Source organism: Halioglobus sp. HI00S01 (assembly GCF_001635445.1).
GTDB classification, from domain to species: domain Bacteria; phylum Pseudomonadota; class Gammaproteobacteria; order Pseudomonadales; family Halieaceae; genus Halioglobus; species Halioglobus japonicus.
This window is the reverse complement of record NZ_LWEE01000058.1, coordinates 325756-350103: the sequence shown is the minus strand read 5'-3', so window position 1 is coordinate 350103 and position 24348 is coordinate 325756. Positions and strand designations below refer to the sequence as shown.

Annotated in this window: 24 protein-coding genes; 15 read left to right on the top strand and 9 right to left on the bottom strand. The window is 55.1% G+C overall.

Translation table 11 applies throughout. The annotated features are described in order from the left end of the window. Nucleotides 1-768 (top strand): sulfotransferase, encoded by a 768-nt coding sequence (locus A3709_RS09910; RefSeq protein ID WP_066053758.1) that lies wholly within the window; start codon nucleotides 1-3, stop codon nucleotides 766-768. Nucleotides 769-798: 30 nt separating this feature from the next. Here the strand turns inward: A3709_RS09910 and A3709_RS09905 are convergent, their stop codons facing one another. From A3709_RS09905 to A3709_RS09895, 3 genes are all read right to left on the bottom strand, one after another. Next, a complete protein-coding gene (locus tag A3709_RS09905) occupies nucleotides 799-2169 on the bottom strand; it encodes a glycosyltransferase family 4 protein (protein WP_066053755.1) in 1371 nt (456 codons plus the stop codon). Continuing rightward, nucleotides 2169-3200: a hypothetical protein gene (locus tag A3709_RS09900; RefSeq protein ID WP_066053754.1), complete on the bottom strand. Its 1032-nt coding sequence runs from the start codon at nucleotides 3198-3200 to the stop codon at nucleotides 2169-2171. Before A3709_RS09900 ends, A3709_RS09905 begins: the two co-directional genes overlap by 1 nt. A gap of 118 nt (nucleotides 3201-3318) precedes the next feature. Then, nucleotides 3319-4404 (bottom strand): hypothetical protein, encoded by a 1086-nt coding sequence (locus A3709_RS09895; RefSeq protein WP_156507652.1) that lies wholly within the window; start codon nucleotides 4402-4404, stop codon nucleotides 3319-3321. 883 nt (nucleotides 4405-5287) lie between these two features. Here A3709_RS09895 and A3709_RS09890 point away from each other — a divergent pair. The 3 genes from A3709_RS09890 to A3709_RS09880 are packed head-to-tail and all read left to right on the top strand — an operon-like array spanning nucleotide 5288 to nucleotide 8832. After that, nucleotides 5288-6682 (top strand): undecaprenyl-phosphate glucose phosphotransferase, encoded by a 1395-nt coding sequence (locus A3709_RS09890; RefSeq protein WP_066053748.1) that lies wholly within the window; start codon nucleotides 5288-5290, stop codon nucleotides 6680-6682. 19 nt (nucleotides 6683-6701) lie between these two features. Continuing rightward, nucleotides 6702-7850: a UDP-galactopyranose mutase gene (gene glf / locus A3709_RS09885; RefSeq protein WP_066053745.1), complete on the top strand. Its 1149-nt coding sequence runs from the start codon at nucleotides 6702-6704 to the stop codon at nucleotides 7848-7850. Nucleotide 7851: 1 nt separating this feature from the next. Beyond that, nucleotides 7852-8832 (top strand): glycosyltransferase, encoded by a 981-nt coding sequence (locus tag A3709_RS09880; RefSeq protein WP_066053741.1) that lies wholly within the window; start codon nucleotides 7852-7854, stop codon nucleotides 8830-8832. Nucleotides 8833-8837: 5 nt separating this feature from the next. Here the strand turns inward: A3709_RS09880 and A3709_RS09875 are convergent, their stop codons facing one another. Continuing rightward, nucleotides 8838-9548 carry an ABC transporter ATP-binding protein gene (locus tag A3709_RS09875; protein ID WP_066053738.1) on the bottom strand — a complete coding sequence of 237 codons (711 nt, stop codon included), beginning with the start codon at nucleotides 9546-9548 and terminating at the stop codon, nucleotides 8838-8840. Beyond that, a complete protein-coding gene (locus A3709_RS09870) occupies nucleotides 9548-10327 on the bottom strand; it encodes an ABC transporter permease (RefSeq protein ID WP_066053735.1) in 780 nt (259 codons plus the stop codon). The genes A3709_RS09875 and A3709_RS09870 overlap by 1 nt, the downstream gene beginning before the upstream one ends. Before the next feature lie 115 nt (nucleotides 10328-10442). On the opposite strand from A3709_RS09870, the gene rsmA reads away from it, so the two are divergent. From rsmA to A3709_RS09850, 4 genes are read left to right on the top strand one after another with little or no spacing between them, the layout of a single operon-like run. Beyond that, nucleotides 10443-11237 carry a 16S rRNA (adenine(1518)-N(6)/adenine(1519)-N(6))-dimethyltransferase RsmA gene (rsmA, locus tag A3709_RS09865; RefSeq protein ID WP_066053733.1) on the top strand — a complete coding sequence of 265 codons (795 nt, stop codon included), beginning with the start codon at nucleotides 10443-10445 and terminating at the stop codon, nucleotides 11235-11237. Further along, on the top strand, nucleotides 11230-11643 hold the full coding sequence (gene apaG / locus A3709_RS09860) for a Co2+/Mg2+ efflux protein ApaG (protein ID WP_066053731.1): 414 nt from the start codon (nucleotides 11230-11232) through the stop codon (nucleotides 11641-11643). Before rsmA ends, apaG begins: the two co-directional genes overlap by 8 nt. Before the next feature lies 1 nt (nucleotide 11644). Further along, a complete protein-coding gene (locus tag A3709_RS09855) occupies nucleotides 11645-12469 on the top strand; it encodes a symmetrical bis(5'-nucleosyl)-tetraphosphatase (protein WP_066053728.1) in 825 nt (274 codons plus the stop codon). 1 nt (nucleotide 12470) lies between these two features. Beyond that, a complete protein-coding gene (locus tag A3709_RS09850; protein WP_066053724.1) occupies nucleotides 12471-13697 on the top strand; it encodes a multifunctional CCA addition/repair protein in 1227 nt (408 codons plus the stop codon). An 11-nt stretch (nucleotides 13698-13708) separates the two neighbouring features. Here the strand turns inward: A3709_RS09850 and folK are convergent, their stop codons facing one another. The 3 genes from folK to tsaD are packed head-to-tail and all read right to left on the bottom strand — an operon-like array spanning nucleotide 13709 to nucleotide 15602. Beyond that, complete coding sequence (gene folK / locus A3709_RS09845) at nucleotides 13709-14212, bottom strand: 2-amino-4-hydroxy-6-hydroxymethyldihydropteridine diphosphokinase (protein ID WP_066053720.1); 504 nt, start codon at nucleotides 14210-14212, stop codon at nucleotides 13709-13711. Then, nucleotides 14212-14568, bottom strand: coding sequence for a dihydroneopterin aldolase (gene folB / locus A3709_RS09840; RefSeq protein ID WP_066053717.1), 357 nt, complete (start codon nucleotides 14566-14568; stop codon nucleotides 14212-14214). Before folB ends, folK begins: the two co-directional genes overlap by 1 nt. Next, nucleotides 14568-15602, bottom strand: a complete 1035-nt coding sequence (gene tsaD / locus A3709_RS09835) for a tRNA (adenosine(37)-N6)-threonylcarbamoyltransferase complex transferase subunit TsaD (protein WP_066053715.1) — start codon at nucleotides 15600-15602, stop codon at nucleotides 14568-14570. The genes folB and tsaD overlap by 1 nt, the downstream gene beginning before the upstream one ends. A gap of 138 nt (nucleotides 15603-15740) precedes the next feature. Here tsaD and rpsU point away from each other — a divergent pair, with 138 nt between their 5' ends. From rpsU to A3709_RS09805, 6 genes are all read left to right on the top strand, one after another. Continuing rightward, the gene (gene rpsU, locus A3709_RS09830) at nucleotides 15741-15956 is read left to right on the top strand and encodes a 30S ribosomal protein S21 (protein ID WP_066053713.1); all 216 of its coding nucleotides are present in this window, start codon (nucleotides 15741-15743) and stop codon (nucleotides 15954-15956) included. A 22-nt stretch (nucleotides 15957-15978) separates the two neighbouring features. Next, on the top strand, nucleotides 15979-16434 hold the full coding sequence (locus A3709_RS09825) for a GatB/YqeY domain-containing protein (protein WP_066053711.1): 456 nt from the start codon (nucleotides 15979-15981) through the stop codon (nucleotides 16432-16434). A 62-nt stretch (nucleotides 16435-16496) separates the two neighbouring features. Continuing rightward, a complete protein-coding gene (gene dnaG, locus A3709_RS09820) occupies nucleotides 16497-18458 on the top strand; it encodes a DNA primase (protein ID WP_066053708.1) in 1962 nt (653 codons plus the stop codon). A gap of 277 nt (nucleotides 18459-18735) precedes the next feature. After that, entirely contained in the window at nucleotides 18736-20544 is a 1809-nt protein-coding gene (rpoD, locus tag A3709_RS09815; RefSeq protein WP_066053702.1) for an RNA polymerase sigma factor RpoD, read from the top strand. Between the two features lie 238 nt (nucleotides 20545-20782). Then, nucleotides 20783-21307, top strand: a complete 525-nt coding sequence (locus A3709_RS09810; protein ID WP_082850037.1) for a fasciclin domain-containing protein — start codon at nucleotides 20783-20785, stop codon at nucleotides 21305-21307. Nucleotides 21308-21462: 155 nt separating this feature from the next. Next, nucleotides 21463-22497: a CNNM domain-containing protein gene (locus A3709_RS09805; RefSeq protein ID WP_066053696.1), complete on the top strand. Its 1035-nt coding sequence runs from the start codon at nucleotides 21463-21465 to the stop codon at nucleotides 22495-22497. Here the strand turns inward: A3709_RS09805 and A3709_RS09800 are convergent. Further along, complete coding sequence (locus tag A3709_RS09800) at nucleotides 22494-23660, bottom strand: MFS transporter (protein WP_066053693.1); 1167 nt, start codon at nucleotides 23658-23660, stop codon at nucleotides 22494-22496. The genes A3709_RS09805 and A3709_RS09800 overlap by 4 nt on opposite strands. Before the next feature lie 167 nt (nucleotides 23661-23827). Here A3709_RS09800 and A3709_RS09795 point away from each other — a divergent pair, with 167 nt between their 5' ends. Beyond that, the gene (locus A3709_RS09795; protein WP_066053690.1) at nucleotides 23828-24265 is read left to right on the top strand and encodes a nuclear transport factor 2 family protein; all 438 of its coding nucleotides are present in this window, start codon (nucleotides 23828-23830) and stop codon (nucleotides 24263-24265) included. Nucleotides 24266-24348 lie beyond the last annotated feature (83 nt).

Genomic DNA, 24348 nt, shown 5'->3' with positions numbered 1-24348 from the left:
ATGTCGAACTTTGGGCGTTTCGTATTTATCGGCGGAATGCCACGGAGCTCTACAACATTTGCGGCGTCACTATTGAATCAGCACAGTGCAGTTCACATTACGGATGAGTGCCATGCTTACCGTCATCCGTCGTTCTGGACATTCTGGCGCGACTATAACCAAGGATTTGCTCACGAATGGGAGTCTTGGAGAGGTCTTAATGATCACATGTTGCTAGAGGGGCGACGTAGAATTCATTTAGCGCTGTGGGACTCAGGTAGTCGGAATAAAGTCGAAGAGTGCCAAATCGTAGGGAACAAAACTCCAGGCATCGAACAATATCTGCCAGAACTCATTGACGACTTCGCAGGGTGTGAAATCAGTGTAGTCCAATGTCTTAGGGACCCTCTTGAGGTGGCACAATCTATTTTGTCCATGCCTTGGTGCGGAGGGTTAGTGGGCGACAGCACAAAAGAAAAGGCAGAGAATTTTGCCAATTATATTCAACAAGAGTACGCAAAGAGCCAGGAGGGCTTCGACGCCATAATAGAACGCGGCATATCCGTAACTACTTTCTCAATTGCCAGGAAGCAATCAGCAGGTTATCTTGAAAATTTTTTCCAACAAGTCACCGGGATTCGCCCGACTGAGTCTTCTTTTGGGAGTATCCAAGTGGTTGACGACTGGCCCCCACACCTGCGTATTCAGCCGTCTGATGCACTTCGCGAAGCCGTAAATGAAGCTGTCATGTCGAAGCCGCTACTAGCGAGTATTCGCGAAGCGTTGTAAGACTGTAAATTGTATCCTCGGATAGCATCCTCAGGTTGAAGCGGGAGCATCTCTATTAACCACACCTGAAATCGTCGAAACGAGATCGACACCTTCGAATTTTTTGATGTAAGCCTTGTAAAGGTCTCGGCTATCCCGGTGTGCCTCAACAAGCATCTCCGGGCACTCGGCAATTTTCTCGACAAGTGCAACCAATGCTTTACTGTCCTGAGACAAATGAAATATGGAAGTCGCATCCAGGCCTGCACTCGCAGCCCTGGTAGTCAGTAGGGGTTTGTCGTGCGCAAGTGCCTCCACATTCTTGACTTTGAGACCAGAGACCAAAGTATCCGGATTAATAACAATGTGACATTGTTCATACAGTTGATCAACATTGTCTACAAAACCAAGCAACGTTACCTCCGGAGGCAAGCGATCACCGGCCAAATCACCGCAGACGCTACCAGCCACTATGAGCCTATAATTACAGCGCTTCCTAATCTGCGCGATGAAATTGCGTATTGCGTTGACGTTTGGTCTATGGGATGAGGCCAAATATCCGAGAATAAGGGGTGAGCCCGCTCTAGGTTTGAGCTCGTTTATGGAAATCGATTCTGGCGGGATATAGGGTAAGGTGATCGTATCAGTTATTCCCAATTCACTCCTAAAGAATGTTTCTTCTTCGTTGGTGATGGCAATAGTCAGATCAGCACGCTCCAAACCTTTCTTTTCTTGATTCCGATCGAGTGAATAGAAAAATGCGGTATTGTCACCAATACTGTCGAAAATGCGCTGGTTTCTGTCGGAAAAAACATCGTGACTGACCAATATCTTACTGGTTTCAGGTTTCAGATACTCGAAAACACGACTCAAATACACATAACTAACTATGCAATGCTCATATCGCTTTAAGTGCACTAGGGAGGCTATAAACTGGATAAGGTCAAAACCGCATAGAGCATCTAAATTGTTAATATTCGTCGGCGTAAGCGACTCACTTAACTTGGTGACATCTACGCCGGATCGCAGATAATAGGCGTTGTCCCATAGCTTGGACCGAGGCTGCCAGCTATTGTGCCCATAGATTACCGTATCGATCTTGTAACCTTGGGCAACAAACTGCCTACAAATACTGTCGACATAAATGCTCGACGCATCAGACCCATGGAACGGTAGAACCAGGAGAATCGCCCTTCGGTCAAGGTCAGAGGATGCTTCGATAATGGGCACCAAACATTGACCGTGCGGCAGCTTTCCACGCGCGAACTCTGAAGACAGGGCCTTATCGATAAAGACTCTGCTGCGAGGATGCGAAATTATCGAGCTGATTGCGCGCCAAAGCAACTGGCCAGGCTTGGTGTAGTAGATTCGCCGTAAAAACCGGCGATAAGCTGATTCATTTTCCCGTCTTGGGTCTTGCATTACCACAATGCTCTTTTGAGCTTCCGATAGCTTTTCACAGACAACAGTTTCAAAACCTGCCCGAGAAACGGAAAGAATCGCTGATCAAGAATGGCATCGTTTCTGTTAACAAGCTCCTCGTGAACAATCAGATCGTTCATGGTAAATCGCGACTTGGCAGCTGGGAGCCCCTCCTCTCGACAGAAAGACTCATACCTTTCATTGATCTGATCTACCTTACGATGCAGCTTTTCCATATTCTCGCGACTCGTTAAGATCTGGCTGCGTAAATAGGTTCGGCGAGTTTCTCTTGGCCAAACGAGTCTGATTTTGTTGAGCCGATTTATCTCTAGCGCTCTAAGATTGCCACTTACATTAACCCGGGAGGGTGATGAAGCATTGAAGTCCTGACACTCCATCCCTAGAGCACACTTGAACATATTCAGATGTTCTTGCGGCTCATTTCGATACGGAAGGATAATGGCACTGTCGTACCCAAAACAATCACGCCAAAAATCAGAAGTCTCTCGCGGAAGCATCAATTTATCATTGGTAATGAAAAAAAAATCCGTGAAACGTCGATTGGGACGCAAACTCTGACTTTTATTCGCCTGATTGTACCAAGAGCAAATAAAGTCATATGGCTCTCTGACGAACAAGATTGTCTTAACTGTCATTCCATGAAACAACGCTTGAAAGGATTCTTTTGCTCGTTCTTTCACAACCTGACTTCGGGTGCCGAGGAAGTAAAATTCTTCAGAGGACAATATGATGTTCGCAGCCGAGCTGTTTTCTATCTCAGCTCTTACGCGCTGCACAACAGATTCAAAGCGCTCGGAATCGACATACCATTCTGGAGTGTGCTCTCCAAGATCAGATAGAAAGCTGAGTGGGATTTTACCATGGTTAGGACTTTTCCGATTACTGGGTCGCCCCGAGAGTATGTAATCAAACCCGGCAGACAAAAGGGCGCCGCGATGCTCGAGACAATACTCTTGAATGGCAGAACTTCCAGTTTTGAAGTTGCCAATATGAATGAATACTGTTTTCATTATTGCACTATCTCAAAACGCACTTTCTTAGCTTTAACCGGATACTGGACCATAATAAGACTTTGACCTCGAAAGGCGAGTCAGCAGTGCCGCTAAAGTAGACTAAAGCCTGTCAATTTTATCGCCCCCATGGAAAAAGAGGACGCTTGCGCAAGAAAGACCTAACTCTAGAGCGAAAACCGGCTTCAATTTTAAGGTCTGGCCGGATCCCGCCCAAGGAATTAGCAACGTTTATCAGATCGTAACTCAAGCTCGGATCTAACGGTTGAATCGCATTTGCAGCACGTCGAATCACCTCAATATCCGGGCTTGAAACCGGGTTTGCGGATAGAAAACCCTTGATTAACCCTTCAAGAGCCGCATTCGCGCTATCTTCATCCCAACAATCCATATCCGATTCCGGATACTTACTGAAGTCTTCGGTGAAGAGCGTTGTATCCTTAGAAATCTTGAATTTCTCGTTCAGCAAAAGATTTCCCTCTCTGAAGTGCTCGTAAAACTCTCGGGCACTTTTGCGCGAAGGAAGCATGGGTTGCGAGTCCGGAATATGCTGCATCAGGTCTTTCCAGCTAGTATAGTCAAGCCTACCTTGGCTAAGCAGCCTGGCTGTTTTGGTAAATACAAGTCCACGCGACTCGTTCTTCCTCTCGGACTTCCCATTCCAAGGCAGCCCGGTCAGTTCGAAAAAGTCGGCTACAGCGTCGGCACCGACTAGTTTTCTCGGATCGAAAACTCTGATACTAACATTAGATTGTCCGAAAGCGTCCGCCCAGTAGCCCAAGCGACAGCTATAATTCAGGTAATGCTGCAGGTGCTCGCCATACTCAGGTAAAGCCCTGGTTCCGGTGCCAAAATACCTGGAGGCAATGAATCCGCTGTGTTTGGCCGCTTGTTGGTAGTGGGACACCGCTTGCTCATCCTGCCTCCGAACGTAACTCACAAGCCGGACACTATCAAAATGTTGATATAAGTTTTCTGCCAGTTGATGAATTTCCTTCGGGTCGAAAATCCAAGAGAGAGTCTCTGCAGATGCAATCACATTACCCTCGCTTGCAGCCAATGCCTCTGCAAAACCGGGCCTAACAAGGCCGTGAACCCGCCTGTGCGGACAAAACCTAAAACGCACCCAGGTCAACGCATCGCCTGAGACTCGTTCAGTGCCATCAGGATTTTTGCAAAACAACGTAAAGCCCTGATCGCTCAAGAGAGCTCGCGACTTATACAACGCACCCTGAATAGCCGAGGTGCCAGTTTTGTGGCAGCCGAGGTGCAGTATGAGTTTTCGCTGATTTGACATCGCCTAAAGAATTAACGTGACCCTGAACATTTGACGCTGCTTAAGTTGTGCTACTCAGAGGTTGTACACTATCACCAACAGCGACTTTTATATATTGAAGCCCAGATGCTACCACCCGTAACGGTTTAACTACAGGCTGGCGACTTGAACGGCACCACCTACTTCCGATAAGCCACAACATATATAAAACTGCGGTCCCAGCGATCAATGATGACGCCCGTATAAAATAATAGAAAATACGGAGATAACAGTGCCCTGCAGATAATCACTTGCCGCTGTTTGAATTGATGACTGTCCGCAAGCGGCCTAACTATTCGGGTGTTGACATTGAACCGAATTAGTAACAAGAAAGACATAAACCCGATCACCGCGGTGCTAGAAGGAACAACCAACGCTCTACTCTAATAGTGGCTTCTTATAATGATACCGTGGTGATACTGAGCCAACTCGGGATTGACGACCAGCTCCGCTCGCTATATCAAGCTCGAAGGTAGCTTGGTGAGCTAAATAAACCGCCAGGAACTCTTTGCAGGGATACGGGCAGAATTCCTATCGAATAGCAATCGGATCCCATAAAGCCCCTTCGGTGGAATTGTCCACTTACACACGGGTTGCGCCTTTCAACTGATTCTCTAGTGATCGAAGCTATCTCAACGAGGAGCTATAAGAATTGTTCAATGATTCACAATTCAATGTTACCTTCGCAATGCGATTTTCAATTATATTGCCACTGAATACGCCTCACAGTAACCTAGGCAACACTTGACGACAATACAGGCTAATCCTGCATATGCAGCACAAAGGCTATCTACGCGAACATTCAGACCTGCTTCTGTGGCTAATGCGTACGTCAGACCTATTGCTGTCACTCTTTTGCTGTGCACTTGCCTATAGGATTGTTTTCGCGGATTCGACCCCCCCTAGCTTTCTCCTTTATCAGATCTCCGTCATTCTTGCACTGCTACTGCAGCTGGTGACTTTTAACGCAACCGAACTCTATCGTGCCTGGCGCGGCGAAGACCAGGTGCAAGAATTCACTCGGTTACTATTGGCTTGGACCATCGTGTTTGGCGTCCTGATTTTCATTGCGGTAATCACAAAGACAACTGCGAGCTTCTCACGGGCCTGGCTAATGATGTGGTACGTGGTTGGATACTCCACGCTAATGGCACAGCGTGTCCTGCTGCGCGCGGTCTTACGTCGAATGCGTGCAAAAGGTTTAAATTTGCGACATATCATCTTATTGGCTGAGGGTGAAACGGGCGAAAAAGTACTCCAAAAACTTCGCGAAAATCCCGAGACGGGGTTCAATATCGTCGGATACTACTCTTCCAAGATGCCCAGCGAAGCCATCGAAACAGCCCAAACCGGCAGCATAGAAGAAGGCATAAAGTATGTGACAACTCACCAAATTGACCAAGTCTGGTTGGCAATGCCATTGCGGGAAGAGGACCTGATTGAGGAAATTATGGGCAAATTACGCGATGTCACTGCAGACATCCGCCTAGTGCCAGACCTTTTCGGCTACCGACTTATCAATCACTCCATTAACTCCATAGCCGGTATGTCCGTAATAAATCTCTCTGTGACACCGATGGACGGCGTCAACCGCTGGATTAAGGAACTGGAAGACAAGGTTATTTCATTGGTGACTCTGCTGCTAATTAGTCCGTTGATGTTACTAATTGCACTCGCTGTCAAGATGAGTAGCCCCGGCCCGGTATTCTACAAACAGACTCGCCTAAGCTGGAACGGTCGCGAGTTCGAAATGTACAAATTTCGGACCATGCCGGTTGATGCAGAAAACCAGAGTGGTCCAGTCTGGGCAAAGGCCGGCGAGAAACGGGCTACCGCGGTAGGCGGATTGCTGCGTAGGACCTCCCTGGACGAGCTGCCCCAGTTCTGGAATGTCATCAAAGGTGACATGTCCGTCGTTGGCCCCCGGCCGGAACGAAAGGTCTTTGTTGAACGCTTCAAGGACGAAATACCCAGTTACATGCAAAAACACATGGTCAAAGCCGGCATCACCGGCTGGGCCCAAGTCAATGGCTGGCGCGGCGATACCGATTTGCAAAAAAGGGTTGAGCACGACCTTTACTACATAGACAATTGGTCGTTCTGGCTGGACATGAAAATCATCTTCCTCACCCTGTTCAGGGGCTTTATCCACAAAAACGCATATTGACTCGAGTACTACCACACCTATGAAGCATATTGCCGCAGTAGGCGCAGGTTTTTCCGGCGCAGTCATCGCTCGAAGTCTTGTAGAGGCCGGTTATCGAGTCAAGGTTTTCGACATCCGTGACCACGTTGCCGGCAACTGCCATACAGAGCGTGACCCTGATTCGGGCGTGATGGTACATCGCTATGGGCCACATATCTTCCACACCGATAGCGAACGAGTCTGGGAATATCTGCACCAGTTCACAGAACTCATGCCATATACCAATAGGGTAAAGACCACCAGCGGCAATAAAGTCTACTCTCTACCCATCAACTTGCTGACCATCAACCAGTTTTTTTGCAAGGCAATGTCACCAACTGAAGCAATGGCATTTATCGAAGGGCAGGCTGATCTCAACATCGCGGACCCACAGACTTTCGAAGAACAGGCGCTGCGCTTTGTCGGTCGAGACCTCTACGAGGCTTTCTTCAAGGGCTACACCCAGAAGCAGTGGGGCTGCTCGCCCAACCAGCTCCCCGCCAGCATCCTCAAACGGTTGCCAATACGCTTCAATTACGATGACAACTATTTCTTCCACAAGTATCAAGGGATGCCGCGGGATGGCTATACCGCCATTGTAGAGAAAATACTCGATCACCCCGGCATTTCGGTAGAACTCGGGACCAAATTCACCCGGGAGCATGTCCAAGAGTTCCACCATGTGTTTTACAGCGGTCCAATAGATGGTTTTTTCGACTACGAATTGGGGCGCCTCGGTTACCGGACACTTGATTTCAAGGAGATTCGTGCCGAGGGCGACTATCAGGGCTGTGCGGTAATGAACTACGGTGACGAGTCCGTTCCCTACACTAGGATCGCCGAACACAAGCATTTTTCCCCCTGGGAAAAACACGAGAAAACTATCTGCTTCGAAGAATACAGCCGCGCCTGTGGACCAAAAGATATCCCCTACTACCCTATCCGACTTACTCAGGAAGAGGCCATGCTCAGGGATTACGTGCAAAAAGCTCGGGATGAGGAAGGGGTTTCTTTTGTGGGCAGGCTTGGCACCTATCGCTATCTCGACATGGACGTAACGATCGCCGAGGCCCTCGAGGCTGCCAATGAGTTTTTGACATTGGTGGAACAGGGGAGGAAAATTCCTCCCTTCTTCGTAGAGCCAATCTAACGTGTCTCATCCTGTAAATCTCGTTGCTGTCATCGTCACATTCAATCGCCTCGAAAAGCTGAAAGAGACGATAGCCCGCACCCTGGATAATGCCTTTTACAAGATCGTCGTAGTCAACAACGCCTCTACCGACAACACCCGAGACTGGTTAGCCTCCCTCTCAGACACAAGGCTGAAAATCATTCACAGCCCAACCAATCTCGGAGGCGCCGGTGGATTCAACCAAGGTTTCGCCTACGTCGTCGAGAAGTTACCGAAAGCCGACTGGCTGGTCTGCTTTGATGACGACGCCTATCCGGAAGAGGGTGTAGTTGATATTTTCAACGCACTATCGATTCCCTCAGATGTGGGCAGTATGGCCGGAGCCGTTTACCTGCCGGATGGCAAACGAATCAGTGAAATGAACAGACCCAGCAACAACCCGTTCTGGCATTTTGGTCAATTTATAGGAACCGCGCGCAAAGGCCGGATGGGCTTTCACGTCAGCGATGAATCCTACGACAGCGAAATACCTCTGGATGTTGATACCTCTTCGTTCGTGGGTTGCTTCATCCGCGTCGCGAACATTCGTGATGGAAAAATTGGGCTACCTCGCAGCGAGCTGTTTATATATGCAGACGATATCATCTACTTGCTGGATTCACGCAAGGCAGGATTACGCCACTGGTTTGTGCCGACTATGAAATTTCGCCACGACTGCGAGACTTTGGTCAACCAACAGGACGTTTACCGCCCACTGTGGAAGGTCTATTACACCTACCGAAACCGGCTAGAACTATTCCGCATTGCTTCCGGAATATGGTATCCACTGGTATTACTAGTGAAGATACCAAGCTTTTTCATGACCTTCAGGTTCTATGAAAAATTCGAGTATAAAAAGTTCCTGTCGATCACAGCCAGCGCGGTGTGGGACGGGCTAAGGCGAGACTACAGCAAAAGCCACGAGGAAGTAGTCAAGAATTGCAGCGTTGACATTGAATAGAGAAATTACTTCTTGAGCGACGCTCGATATTTAGCGATAACTACTTTCGGCTCACCCTCACCACATATCTTCCCTTCATCGATCCAGATCACCCGATCACAAAGCGCCTTTACCTGAGCATCCGAGTGGGACACAAATACAACCGTCTGCTCGCCACTGATTCGCTCTTTCATCGCCTGTTCGGCCTTCTGGCGAAACGCAGCATCACCGACACTCAGCACTTCATCTACCAAAAGGATATCAACACGAGTAAGCAGTGCGGTGGTAAAACCCAACCTGGATTTCATGCCCGCAGAATAGGTCTTCACGGGTTCCTCGAAGGAGTCACCCAGCTCGGAAAACTCCTTGATCTGCTCCAGAAAGCCGAGCGCCTCGTCTCGCGTTGCGCCCTGTAGCATGGCAGACAACATAGCGTTGTCTCGACCACTCAAATCCACCTTATGGCCAAGCCCGATGGTTAATAGCGAAGCCGTCTTGCCCGGTCGTGTGTCAACCTCNCCCGCTGTCGGCGCCAGAATTCCCGCCATAATCCGCAACATCGTGGTTTTACCCACCCCATTGCGCCCAATAATGCCGAGCGTCTCGTTCTCGTAGAGCTTGAATGACACCTGGTCGAGCACGTGATGTACGCCGTGATCGAAGGTGCCTCGACTGGTGCGGAAATTCAGGGACACGTCCTTGAGTTCCAGCATGACCTTGCGGTTGTCGTCACTCATCAGGTCAACACCTTCAGCGCCAGGTACTGGCTGTAGCGACGCATATACAACACCGTCAGGCCAATCAGAGCACAGCAGATCGCCGCCAGCGATAGCAGATGCGCCATATCCGGTGTCTCGTTATAGAGCAGCACCTGACGATGACAGTGCAGCAGGAAGGCCAGCGGATTGACCGTCAGCAACATCTCGGCCTTATCCTGGTTGGGTATGTCACGGACATCCCAGAAAATACCGGAGGTAAACAGCAGGAAGGTCATACCCAGGGGGATGAACTTCTGGAAATCACGGGCAATACAGACAAGGCACGCGCCGATTAATCCGCAGGTTACGATTAACAGATACATCACCGCCGCAATCGGCAGCAGCAGCAACCAGCCCGCATTGGGCGATACGCCGCCTATTAACAGGATTACCAGTAGCAGCAGATATACAGACGACTGCCGATACAAACTCTCCTGAATCCCCGACATGGGCCACAGTGACTTGGGCATGTTCACCTTACCGATCAGGCCCTGGCTGGCCACGATGCTGCCCGAGGCCTGGATAACCGTCTTAGAAAACCAGATAAAGGCGAATTTGCCGCAGGCAAGAAAGAAAATAAAATCACCGGATTTACGCCCGGTATCCAGAATCAGGCTGAACACGATGTAGAACACGCCCACCCACATCAGAGGCTCAAGAAACCACCACATGAAACCGAGCTTGAACTTGGAGGCATCAGCCTTGAGCAGCATACGTGCCTGCACATTGATAAGACTGAAATACTGGTAAAGCGTCATGGTGTGAATTCGAGTGCCCGATCGGTCCAACTAATGGTGCCGGAGTGTAACAGAATTCGTCACCACAATGCCGCGGGTCGGTAGTATTTAACCAATCGACGGGTACAATGCGCCTATGTCAAAACAACCCTCAAGCCATCGCCCCCGCAAACGCTTCGGCCAGAATTTCCTGACCGACGAAGGCGTCATCGGCCGCATAGCCGCCGCTATCAACCCACAGGAGGCTGACCATATTGTGGAAATCGGCCCCGGCCAGGGCGCGCTCACCGAGACCCTGGCGCCGACGGGATGCCGGCTGGATGTGGTGGAACTGGATCGCGATCTGGTGGCTGGCCTGCTAGCCGCTTTCAGCGTCTACTCGGGGTTCAAGCTACACAGCGCCGATGCCCTGAAATTTGACTTTGCCGCGCTCACCGATGAGGGCGAGAGGCTGCGGGTGGTGGGCAATCTGCCCTACAACATCTCCACGCCACTAATTTTCAAACTGCTTGAGAACGCCAGCATCATTCAGGACATGCACTTCATGCTGCAGCTGGAAGTCGTGCAGCGGTTGGCAGCTACCCCGGGCAGCAAACACTGGGGGCGCCTGGGCATCATGGCGCAATACCACTGCCAGGTAGATCACCTGTTTGACGTGCCGCCAGAGTCCTTTTTCCCGCCGCCCAAGGTACAGTCGGCAATCGTGCGACTCACGCCTCGCAGCGAGTCGCCCTGGCCGGACTGCAGCGAAAGCGAGCTGCGCAAGGTAGTACAGGCCGCCTTCGCCCAGCGGCGCAAAACCCTGCGCAACAACCTGAAGGGCCTGGTCAGCGCCGGGCAGCTGGAATCCCTGGGCATCGATCCGGGCGCCCGGGCGGAAACGCTGGAACTCGATCAGTTTGTAGACATTACCAGGGGGCTCAATGCCTAACGCACCGTTCAAGACATCCCTGATCGGGATTAACGTGGTCACCACCTATCTGCCCAGCCATTCCAGCCCGGACGAAGATCACTACACGTTCGCCTATACCATTACAATCAGCAATGCGAGTGACAGCCCGGTGCAGTTGCTGTCGCGTCACTGGGTCATCACCGATGCCAACAACGAGGTTCAGGAGGTGAGAGGCGAAGGCGTGGTGGGCGAACAGCCGGTAATTCCACCGGGCGATTCCTTCCGCTACACCAGCGGGGCCAGTCTGGAGACGCCGGTCGGCTTTATGGAGGGGAGCTACTTTATGGTCGTACGCGACCCCATGGAAGTTCCCCCGGAAGATCTGCCGACCTTCGAAGTGCCCATTCCTGCGTTTACCCTGCACACGCCCACGGCGCTGAACTGACATGGCCACCTATGTCGTGGGCGATATACAGGGCTGCCTCGAGCCTCTGAAGTGCCTGCTGCAGACGGTGAAATTCGACCCCGAGGTAGATGTGCTTTGGTCCGCCGGCGACATCGTCAATCGCGGTCCCGATTGCCTGGGTACAATGCGCTTCCTTTACGACATGCGCGACAGCCTGGTGATGGTGCTGGGCAACCACGACCTCCATCTGCTGGCGGTGGCCAGTGGCGCCCGTCGACCCTCGCGCTCCGATACCCTGGACGCCATTCTCGAAGCACCCGATCGTGAGCCACTGCTGAACTGGCTCCTCCATCAGCGATTGATTCACCACGAACACGGCTACACCCTCGTGCACGCCGGCATCCCGCCCCAGTGGTCGATCAAAAAGGCCCTGAAACGCGCTCGCGAGGTAGAGTCCGTGCTGCGCGGGCCAGACTGCATCGCGTTCTTTAAAGCGATGTATGGTGATGAACCCGCGATCTGGTCAGGCGACCTGGAAGGCATGGAGCGGCTGCGCGTCATCACCAATTATCTGACGCGCATGCGTTTTTGCACCCGCAAAGGGAAACTGGACCTGGAGAGCAAGGGCGCAGAAGCCCCCAAGGGCAGCAAGAAGGTCGACGCATGGTTTGCCCACAAGCATCGCAAAGCTGCCGACGATCCCATTCTGTTTGGCCATTGGGCAGCACTCGAGGGACGCACCAGTACGCCCAATGCCATTGGGCTGGACACCGGCTGCATATGGGGGGGCTCGCTTTCCTTGTATTGCCTGGACACCGGGGCCTGGACCCACTGCCGCTGCAAAGACGGCCAGCCAGTACACTGACATGGATACCTATCTCGTCGGCGGCGCCGTGCGCGACCAACTCCTGAACTACCCGATAATAGAGCAGGACTGGGTCGTTGTCGGCGCCACCCCCCAACAAATGCTCGACCTCGGCTACCAGCAGGTAGGCAGAGACTTCCCCGTTTTCCTCCACCCCCAGACCAAAGACGAGCACGCCCTGGCACGCACCGAGCGCAAGGCCGGCCACGGCTACCATGGCTTCGATGTGTATTGCGCACCCGAAGTCACCCTGGAAGAAGACCTGCTGCGCCGGGATCTGACGGTGAATGCCATGGCGCAGGATGACCAGGGCCACATTATCGACCCCTATGGCGGCCAGCAGGACCTGGAAGCCAGGCTGCTCCGGCACGTTTCAGATGCCTTTGTGGAAGACCCGCTGCGGGTCTTGCGCACAGCACGCTTTGCGGCCCGCTTCCATCACCTGGGTTTTACAGTGGCACCGGAAACCATGGCGCTTATGGCAGACATTGTTGCCGCAGGCGAATTGGCCCACCTGAGCAAAGAGCGCATTTGGGTGGAGCTGGACAAGGCAATGGGAGAACGCAATCCCCAGGTGTTCATCGAGGTCTTACGTGAGTGCGGGGCACTACAACACCTCATCCCTGAACTCGAGGCCTTGTTCGGCGTACCCCAGACGCCGGAGCATCATCCGGAAATCGACTCCGGTATCCATACGCTGCTGTCGCTACAGCAGGCCGTTGTCCTGGGCGGCAGCAAAGTCGTGCGCTTTGCGGTACTGATGCACGATCTGGATAAGGGCACCACGCCGGAGGCCGAATGGCCGCGCCATCTCGCCCATGAGAAACGCGGCGTCAAACTCGTGCGCAAGGCGTGCAAACGGCTCAAGGCCCCCAATCAGTACCGGGATTTGGCCCTGGCTGTGTGCGAATACCACCTGCACAGCCATCGCGCGTTGGAATTGCGGGGCAAGACGTTGCTCAAGCTGCTCAAGGAAACCGGCGGGCTGCGTCAGCCCCAGCGGTGGGAAAACTTTCTGCTCGCCTGCGAGGCCGATGCCCGCGGGAGAACGGGACTGGAAGACCGCCCCTATCCCCAGGCGAGTTACTTGCGCGAGGCCCGGGACATCGCGCTAACAGTGAACGCCTCGCAATTCCCCGATCTTGAAGGGCCCGCCATTGGCCAGGCCATGGCAGAGGAGCAGATTCGTCGACTGGATGCACTGCGCGCTAGCCAGGGCGTCGACTAAGCGCACCTACGCTAGAGTGTTCGCCCTCGCCAGCTGAAAGCCACCGCAACAATCTCCTGAGAGGATTGATCGTAATCTGCCCAGAGTTCACGGTACGTGCGTTTCGCAACAGGGTGCACACCCGCCGGCGCCAGGTCAGCCAACGGCCGCAGTACAAACGCGTTTTCGAGAATTTCTCCCCGCGGCAGCTCCACGCCTTCAATCATCCCCACCTGGTCATCATAGGTAAGAATATCGATATCCAGCTGGCGCGGTGAAAACCGCGGCGCATTGGGCGGCCGCCCATGCTCGATCTCAATGTGGCGCAAGGTGCGGGCCAGCTCACCCACTGGCAAGTCCGTGTTCAGCGCCAGAACCAGATTAAGAAAGGGCTGACCTTCAAAACCTACTGCGGCACTGTCGTACACCGGCGACACCTGCAACTCACCGAAACGCTGGGCCAGGGCATCAAGGCCCGCCGTGATATAGCGCTCGCGCTCAATATTGCTCCCCAGGCCTAGGTACACCTGCGCCATCAGCGGCGCTCCCCGCGCTCAATGATCACGCCGACACTGGCAGCGGCCTTGACGGCCCCGGGCTTGGCCAGGCGCAGGCGCACCCAGCCAATACCAAATTCCCCGCGCACCAGCGTCGCCAACCGCTCTGCCAGGGTTTCAATCAGCTCAAATTCACTGGCCTGAACATAGGCTACCACCGCCTGGGAGATGGCGTCGTAATCCACCGCGTCTGCGATGGCATCGTTAGCCGCGGCCCGGCGATTGTCTGAGGCCAGCTCCAGATCGATCACCAGGGGCTGGCGAATATCGCGCTCCCAGTCATACACGCCGATTACGGCATCAGCCTGCAGGCCTTCTATATACACAATGTCCATTACGCGGCCTCGATCGGGGGCAATTGATCCATCGGCCAGCGCGGGCGCACGGCGACATCGGCAGCATCGCTCTGTCCGGCGCGCAGGCGCTGGGCCCCCGCATAGGCAATCATGGCGCCGTTATCGGTGCAAAATTGCGGCGAAGGGTAGAACACCGCCGCCTGCTCTTTCGCCAGAGCCCTTTTCAGCTCTGCCCTTAAGTTTAAGTTAGCGCTTACTCCGCCCGCCATTACCAGGGTCTTGAGCCCTTCCTGTTGCAGCGCCCTGCGGCACTTAATGGTGAGGGTAGATACCACGGCATCCTCGAAGGCACGGGCAATATCCACCCGGTCCTGCTCCCCCAGTACGCCATCAATCTTGCAGTCTTCCACCGTATTCAAGGTGTAGGTCTTGAGCCCGGAGAAGCTGAAATCCAGCCCGGGGCGATTGACCATCGGCCGGGGAAAATCAAACCGGTTTGAGTTACCCTGGGCCGCGAGTTTGGCCACATGTGGTCCACCGGGGTAGGGCAGAGCAAGCATTTTTGCCACTTTATCGAAAGCCTCGCCGGCGGCGTCATCCAGGGACTCGCCGAGCAGCTTGTACTTGCCAATACCATCGACACGCACCAACTGAGTATGGCCACCGGACACCAGCAGGGCCACAAACGGGAATTCGGGGTGTTCCTTTTCCAGCATGGGCGCCAGCAAATGGCCCTCCATATGATGTACACCCAGGGCAGGCACCCCCCAACCCCAGGCCAGCGCTCGCGCCAGGGTGGCACCTACCATCAGGGCGCCCACCAGCCCGGGGCCCGCCGTGTAGGCCACACCATCGATATCTGCCGCGGTCACACCGGCCTCGGCCATCACCTGCTCAAGCAGGGGCAAGGTCTTGCGTACATGGTCGCGCGAGGCCAGCTCCGGCACCACGCCGCCATACTCTACATGGATGTCTATCTGGCTGAACAGGGCATGCGCCAGCAGCCCCCGTTCTGTGTGGTATAGGGCCACGCCTGTCTCGTCGCAGGACGTCTCCAATCCGAGGATTAGCATAGGGAAAATTCACTCTGTTTCACGACGCGCATCATACTTGATTACGGGGGCCGGTGAGTATAGAATGCGCGCCCTTTTAGGCAATCTCGGACCGAAAGCCCGGGAAATGCACCCAACACAGAAATAGGTATAGAGTTAATGCCCCACATCAAGGTCAAGGAAAACGAGCCTTTCGACGTAGCACTGCGTCGCTTCAAGCGTTCCTGTGAAAAAGCTGGCGTTCTGGCTGAAGTTCGTAAGCGCGAGCACTACGAGAAGCCCACTACTGTACGCAAGCGCGCTGGCGCTGCTGCTGTTAAGCGTCACCTGAAGAAGGTTTCTCGCGAGAACCGCAAGCGCGTTCGTCTGTACTAACAGACGCTAGAGCTTCCCTCCTATGAGTGATCAGTCCCTCACGGACACCATCAGGGCCGCCATGAAAGCGGCCATGAAGGCCAAGGACAAAGAGCGACTGGGCACCATCCGGCTGATTCAGGCCGAATTCAAGCGAATCGAAGTGGACGAGCGCGTCGAAGTAGACGACGCTCGGGCGCTCGCTGTGCTGGACAAAATGGTCAAGCAACGCCGCGATTCTGCCCAGCAGTACATCGATGCGGGCCGCGCCGAACTGGCGGAAAAAGAAAACGCCGAGATCGAGGTGCTGCAGGTTTTCCTGCCCCAGCAACTTTCCGAAGACGAAATTTTTGCCCTGATTGACGAGGCCATCGCCGCCTCCGGCGCCGAGGGCATGGCGGCCATGGGCCCTGTCATGGGCCAGCTCAAGCCAAAACTGGCCGGCCGCGCCGATATGGGCGCCGTCAGCGGCCTGGTGAAGCAGCGCCTCACCGCCTGAATACATTCCCGGCGCAACATCGGTGGCGCCAACGGCACCGGCAAGGATAGACTACTCTCCCTATGGCCGGACGAATTCCACAAGCTTTTCTCGATGACCTGCTGGACCGTGTCGACATCGTCGACGTGGTTGACCGGCGCGTCAAGCTAAGAAAAACCGGCAAAAACTACTCCGCCTGCTGCCCTTTCCATGAGGAGAAAACACCCTCCTTCACCGTGAACCCTGACAAGCAGTTCTACTACTGCTTTGGCTGCGGCGCCGGTGGCAATGCCCTCGGCTTCGTCATGGACTACGAGAACGTAGAGTTCCCGCAGGCCGTGGAAACCCTGGCGACCAGCGTCGGCCTGGAAGTACCCCGGGAAGAGGGGCCTGCAGCCCGGGCGCGCGCCGAAAAGGAAGACGGCAAAAAATCGCTCTACAAACTCATGGAGCAGGTAGCGGATTTCTACAAGCAGCAGTTGCGCAGCCACCCCCAGGCCGCCCAGGCCGTCAATTACCTTAAGGATCGCGGCCTCACCGGCGTGATTGCCCGGGATTTCGGCATCGGTTTTGCGCCCCCCGGCTGGCAGAACCTGCGCGAGACCCTGGGCGACAGCCAGGCTCACAACCAGCAACTCATGCAGACCGGCATGCTGGTGGAAAACGACAAGGGCAACGTCTACGACCGATTCCGCAATCGCATCATGTTCCCGATCCGCGACCAGCGCGGCCGGGTAATCGCCTTTGGCGGGCGGGTACTGGGCGACGATAAACCCAAGTACCTCAACTCCCCGGAAACCGAGATTTTCCACAAGGGCCGCGAACTCTACGGCTTTTATGAGGCACTGCAGGCCAATCGCAAGCTCGACCGCCTATTGGTCGTCGAAGGCTATATGGATGTGATAGCGCTGGCTCAGTACGGCATTAACTACGCCACCGCCACCCTCGGCACCGCCACCAGCAAAGCCCACCTGGAGCGAGTTTATCGCCGCTGCCCTGAAGTCATCTTCTGCTTCGATGGCGACGAGGCCGGCCGCAAGGCAGCCTTTCGCGCTTTAGAGGCCGCCCTGCCGTGCATGGAAGACGGGCGCCAGGCCCGATTCCTGTTCCTGCCCGAAGGCGAAGACCCGGACACCGTGGTACGCGCCAACGGCAAGGAACAGTTTGAAATACTGCTGAGCCAGGCCATGCCCCTGGAAATCTTCCTGTTCGAAGCGGTTGCCGAGGGGCTGGATACCAGCACACTCGATGGACGGGCGCGCATGAGCAAGCTAGCCCTGCCCTACTTGCGCAAGCTCCCGGAAGGGGTGTATCGCCAGCTCATGTTCCAGGCCCTCGCCGAGCGCACCGGGCTGGAACTTGAAAGCCTCATGAAACTTGAGGTGAGCGCACCTGAACCTCCGCCAGTGGCAAGCCAGGGGCCCAGCCAGGGCACCGTTGGGCAAGCAACGAGACATGCCAATCAGACGCAGGGATGGCCTGCAAATAAGGCGGGCCCCGGGCCGGATGACGATGCGCCACCGCCCGAACTGGCCGACTACCCCGACTACGACTCGGAGGCCGGTGACGAGCACCAACCCCGCCAACGGCCGGCCATGCAACTGCCCGCGGGCTACTCCAACCTCGCCCAGGGCGCCATTGCCCTGGTACTCCACAAGCCCGAGATTGCACGCGGCGTTGACCCCGGCAGCCTGGCTGAGCTCGGCGACAGTGACGGCGCGCTGTTACGCCAACTATTGGAGCTGGTACACAGGCGGCCGGAATCCAATACCGGCATGTTGCTCGGCCACTGGTATGGCACTACCGAAGGCGAACTGCTGAATCGCCTGGCGGGGCTGGAGCGCCTGATCCCCACTGAGGGCATTGAGCAGCAATTCCTCGACACGGTCGACAAGCTGGCCCACCAGCTCCCGCATCATTCAAAACTGACCGCTCAGGTCGACAAACTCAGAAGCACCAACTACGCTGATCTCAGCGAGCTGGAAAAGCAGCGCCTGAGGGAGCTACTGCAAGAGAAGCAGCAGCGGGATGCGCAGCGCAAGTAAGTGCTAACATCGCCAAACATAGGCGTGCCAAAGGCATAAATTGCCGACGCTGAGGAGGCGGAAAACCCGCCCCGATGGACCTCCGCACCCGAAGAGCGTGACCCCCTTGTAATCGAGCTGGTCGCCCATACATAAGCAAAGCTGATTCTGGGGCGATTGTGAGGGTATTTGCGCCAAATAAACGGCTAATTCGCCCTACTTAGCTGTAGTTAAGCGTGCAGTTTCCGGATATAATTGCCGGCTGATTTTTTTTCGCGAATTTCAAAGGTTCAGTTACATGAACGATGTCGTCCAACAACAGTCCCGACTCAAGTCGCTAATCGCCAAAGGCAAGGAACAGGGATACCTGACTTACGCCGAGGTTAACGACCACCTGCCGGAGGATATTTCCGATCCGGATCAGGTCGAAGACATCATCCAGATGATCAACGACATGGGCATCCAGGTATTCGAGACCGCCCCCGATGCCGATGAGCTGCTGATGACCGAAGGCGATTCCTCCGCCGACGACATCGCCGCAGCCGAAGCCGCTGCCGCCCTAGCCGCGGTAGAAACCGAAGCCGGCCGCACCACCGACCCGGTGCGCATGTATATGCGCGAAATGGGTACCGTGGAGCTGCTGACCCGCGAAGGCGAGATTGTCATCGCCAAGCGTATCGAAGAGGGTATCCGTGAGCTGATGGCCGCCCTGGCCCTGTATCCCGGTGCCGTGAAAAGCATTCTCGACGAATACGACCTGGTGGCCAAGGAAGAGCGCCGCCTGGCTGACATTATGGTGGGCTACCTCGATCCGGCGGAGCATGTGCCCTCTGCAGCAGAGATGGCCGAGGCCGCTGCGAACAAGAGCGACGATGATGACGACGAAGAGTCGGACAATGGTCCCGACCCGGTAGAAGCGAAAAAGCGCTTCTCAGCGCTCAAGCGCCAGTACAACAAAACCGAGAAGGCCATTGCCGCCAAAGGCCGCGATGACGCCACTAGCCAGAAAGAAATGGAAAAGCTGGGCGAGCTGTTCAAGTTCTTCAAGCTCACCCCGCGTGTCTTCGATCCCCTGACGGATTCGCCGCGCAACATCCTGGTTGGCGTGCGTGACCAGGAGCGCGAGATCATGCGTCTGGCCACCCGCATTTGCGGCATGCCACGCAAGGAGTTCATCAGCTCCTTCCAGGGCAGCGAATCCGACCTCAAGTGGGTCTCTCGTCACGCCCGTAAGAAAGATTACGGCACCAAGCTGAGCGCCGAGAAAGAAGCCATTCAGCGCTGCCAGCGCCGCATCCAGCAGCTGGAAGAACAGTGCGGCCTGACGGTCACGGAGATCAAGGAAATCAACCGCCGCATGAGCATGGGTGAAGCCCGTGCCCGCCGTGCCAAGAAAGAAATGGTTGAGGCCAACCTGCGCCTGGTAATCTCGATCGCTAAGAAGTACACCAACCGCGGCCTGCAGTTCCTCGACCTGATCCAGGAGGGCAATATCGGCCTGATGAAGGCCGTGGACAAGTTTGAATACCGCCGCGGTTACAAGTTCTCGACCTACGCTACCTGGTGGATTCGCCAGGCCATTACCCGCTCTATTGCGGACCAGGCCCGTACTATCCGTATTCCGGTGCACATGATCGAGACAATCAACAAGCTCAACCGTATCTCCCGCCAGATGCTGCAGGAAATGGGCCGCGAGCCCACACCTGAAGAGCTGGGCGAGCGCATGGACATGCCGGAAGACAAGGTCCGCAAGGTACTGAAGATCGCCAAAGAGCCGATCTCCATGGAAACGCCCATCGGCGACGACGAAGATTCGCACCTGGGCGACTTTATTGAGGACAACACCATTTCCTCACCGGTGGACGCCGCCACAGGCCAGGGCCTGCAGGAAGCCACCAAGGAAGTACTGGCCGGCCTCACCGCCCGCGAAGCCAAGGTACTGCGCATGCGTTTCGGTATCGACATGAACACCGACCACACCCTCGAGGAAGTGGGCAAGCAGTTCGACGTAACCCGCGAGCGGATTCGCCAGATCGAAGCCAAGGCGCTGCGCAAGCTGCGTCACCCCACGCGCTCCGACTACCTGCGCAGCTTCCTCGACGAGTAAGCTGATCAAGCCCCGGGGCGCTCGTGTAGCACGTTCGTCCCGGGCAGTTTTTATACAAAAATCAATTTTCCCGGCCCCTCTTCTGGACAAATACCGGACAAAGTCCGCTTTTTGCGCCCACCCTCTGATCTGGACAAATCATGGCCCCGTAGTTTTGTTCAAGTAAGCGCTGCAAGGACAGCAACAGCTGCCAAACACTGGGCTTACTCGTTGAACCCTGAACTTTTTGGAGCTGATTATGAAAAAACTAATGACGCTGGCCGCCTCCGCTGCCATGGCAATGTCCCTGTCCACTGGCGCGAACGCAGATAGCTTCGGCGACTGTGCCTCTGCCAACAAAGTAACCTTTGATGGCACCATTGTTGACGCCGCTATCGCAACCCCGGAACTGAGCACCCTGGTTGATCTGGTAGTAGCAGCAGGCCTGGCAGATACCCTGGCCACTACTGAAGGCATCACTGTATTTGCACCCACCAACGACGCGTTCGGCGCACTGCCTGCACCGCTGGTTGATGCTGTGGTCGCAGACACCGATCTGCTGACTGCGGTACTGACCTACCACGTCACCGAAGGTGCTCCCGACCCCCGTCGCGCTTTCAACAATATCGCGCAGCGTAAAGCCACACTCCAGGGCCAGTCAGTGTACTTTGGCCGTGCAGACGCCAAGCCCCGGGTGAACATGGCAGAAGTTAGCTGCACCGCAGTGAAGACCGACAACGGCACTGTGTGGATCATCGACAGCGTACTGCTGCCGGCCCTGTAAGATTTCTCAGCACTATCCCGCTTCGGTCGGCACACCCCTGTGCCGGCCGCTTTCTCCCCTAAATACCTCCCACACTACATTGCCAAGCACGCCTTGGGACAAACCCACTATTGACCTATAATCGTGTTTCCCAAACACGCGGTCTTGAACCCTGAATGACACTACTGCTCACCTACCTGCTGATCGCAATCGGTGTATCTTTTCTCTGTTCTATTCTTGAAGCGGTCCTGCTTTCGGTCACCCCGGGTTTTGTCGCCAGCCAACAAACTGACAAACCACGACGTGCCAAAGCACTCCAAAACGTCAAAGAGAATCTGGATGAATCCATCTCCAGCATTCTGATTCTGAACACCTTTGCCCACACTATGGGCGCAGCCGGCGTCGGCGCTCAGGCCCTGAAAGTGTTCGGCACCCAATACGAAACACTGGTGGCCTTTCTGCTCACACTGGCGATTCTGTATCTCTCAGAGATCATTCCCAAAACGCTCGGCGCTCGCTATTGGAAGCAGCTAGCCCTGCCTGCAGCGCAGGTGATCCAGGTGCTGGTAAAACTCCTGTACCCCCTAGTGTGGTTCTCGGCCAAGCTCACCGCCCTGTTTGGCCGCGGCGGCCACTCCAGCGCCATTAGCCGCGACGAATTGGCCGCCATGGCACGTCTTGGCGCCAGCCACGGTTCGCTGGGATCCCAGGAAAGTGAACTGCTGGAGAACATGCTCAAGCTGCGCCAGACCCGCACCGAGGATATTCTCACCCCCCGTACCGTGGTCAGCGCCATCGATGCCTCGCTCACCGTCGGTGAGGCCCTCGCGAAGCTGGCGCAAGTGCCGTTTACCCGGCTGCCGGTTTACGAGGAGAGCCTCGACACCATCGTCGGCATGGCCCTGCGCCCAACACTGCATGAGGTCGAACGGGAGGATGGCGAGAACCGTCCGCTGCGCGATTTCATAATTCCGATCAACCGCGTGTCCGGCGAGCTGCCCGTATTAAGGCTGCTGGATTTATTCATTAAGCGCCGCGAGCACATGTTCCTGGTGGAGGACGAATATGGCCAGACCGAAGGTATAGTCACGCTCGAGGATGCCGTAGAAACCCTGTTGGGCCGGGAGATCATGGACGAAAGCGACACGGTTGAAGACATGCAGGAACTGGCCCGCAACAAATACCGGGGCCGGCTGCGAGATTCGAACTAGGCAGCGCGTCCCCAGCGCAGCTCATGCCCGTCCTCAGGGGTATTGGGAATCAGGTTACACAGTACCAGCGAAACCACCGCAATCCCCGCCCCAATGAGAAACACCGCGGGCGGGGAACTCAGCCAGAGAATACCCAGCAGCGCGGGGATAAACACCGCCGCAATGTGGTTAATGGTAAAGCTGACACTGGCGGTAGCGGCAATATCACGACTGTCTGCGATTTTCTGGAAATAGGTGTTGATGGCAATCGACAGGGCGAAGAACAGGTGATCGACAATGTAGAGCCCCGCCGCCACGGTAGCGCTCTCCACAAACGCATAACCAGTGAACACCACGATCAGGCCCACGTATTCCACTTGTAGCGCGCGACGCTCGCCCACTCGCCCTACCCAGGCGCCTATTTTGGGCGCAAAGAAAAGGTTAAACAGGTAATTCACCAGGTACAGCAAGCTGATATCTGCGGCGGAGTAGCCGAACTTCTCCACCATCATAAATCCGGCAAACACCATAAAGATCTGACGGCGGGCCCCGCCCAGAAACGTCAGTGCGTAGTACAACCAATAGCGCTTACGTACCAGAAGCTTCTTGTGCTGCTGCGCCTGCTCGGGAAACTGCGGGAAGCGCGCCCACAGCGCCAAAGTGATGACAATGCCCAACCCGCCCGCCAACAGGTACATGCCGCTAAACCCCACGCCCGCCAGCTCCATCAGCACCCAGATGCCGCCGTAAGCCAGCAGCGCACCGGCTGCCTTAACCGCCATGGCGCGGCCCATAAAGTGAGGGGTTTCGGCTTTGGGCACCCACTGCAGCGTGAGGGACTTATTAATGGTTTCGAAATAGTGAAAGCCCAGCGACATCACCACGGTTGTGGCATACAGCCCATAGGTTGTAGGAAAGAAAGGCGTTAGCGCCACGCCCACGGACATCACCAACAATGACACCAATGCAAAGCGCTGCTCGCGTATCACCAGCAGCACGTACACCGCGGTGAACGCGAGGAAGCCTGGCACCTCACGCAGGCTTTGCAGCATGCCGATCTCAGCCCCGGTAAAGGCCGCCTGCTCGACGACAAAGTTGTTGAGCAGCGCCTGCCACACCGAAAACGTCAGCGGCATGATGAACGCCGCAGCGAGCAGGAAGTTCTGCTGGCTGCGCGCTGTCATAGTAGTTAGGCCCGGGGCATTGCCGCTCACGAGAAAATACCGTTTGGAGAAGGGCGCGCCAGTCTAGTGCATCCACTATTGCGGTTAAAGCACATTGACACATTGACGCGCTGCGGTGAACCTGCGCTAATAAGCCCCGCGACCCGCCATCCCACAGGATAGAAATAATGTCGGAAAATAATAAAGCGCTGGCACTGAAGATGTGGCGCGCCCTGGCCGAGCACGACTGGGACACTCTCAAGAGCTGCCTGCATCCAGACATTCACTACCGCGATATGCCCAGTGACGACCCAGGTGCTCACGGGCCGGACAATGTTGTTCGCCGACTCTCCATCGCCTGGGATCATATCGAGCGACAGGAACAGATCACCCATCATATTGCTGCCGATGGCGATGTAGTTTTTCTCGACCACACCGAGAAGTGGATCTTCAAGACCGGCGAAACGGCAGAGCATACCTTCGCCACGATGCACGAGATACGCAACGGCTTGATTTATCGCTGGAGCGATTACTGGGACATGAACAAATTTATCAGCCAGTTTCCGGGTTGGTTCCTGGAGGTCATGGCCAGCCACACTGCGGCCGATTTTGGTGGCGAGTCCTAGACCACGCCATAACGTATCAGTGCAGTGTGGGTATCAGGTCTACTATTCGCTCGACGCAGTCATTGAGATTCATAGGAAAAGAC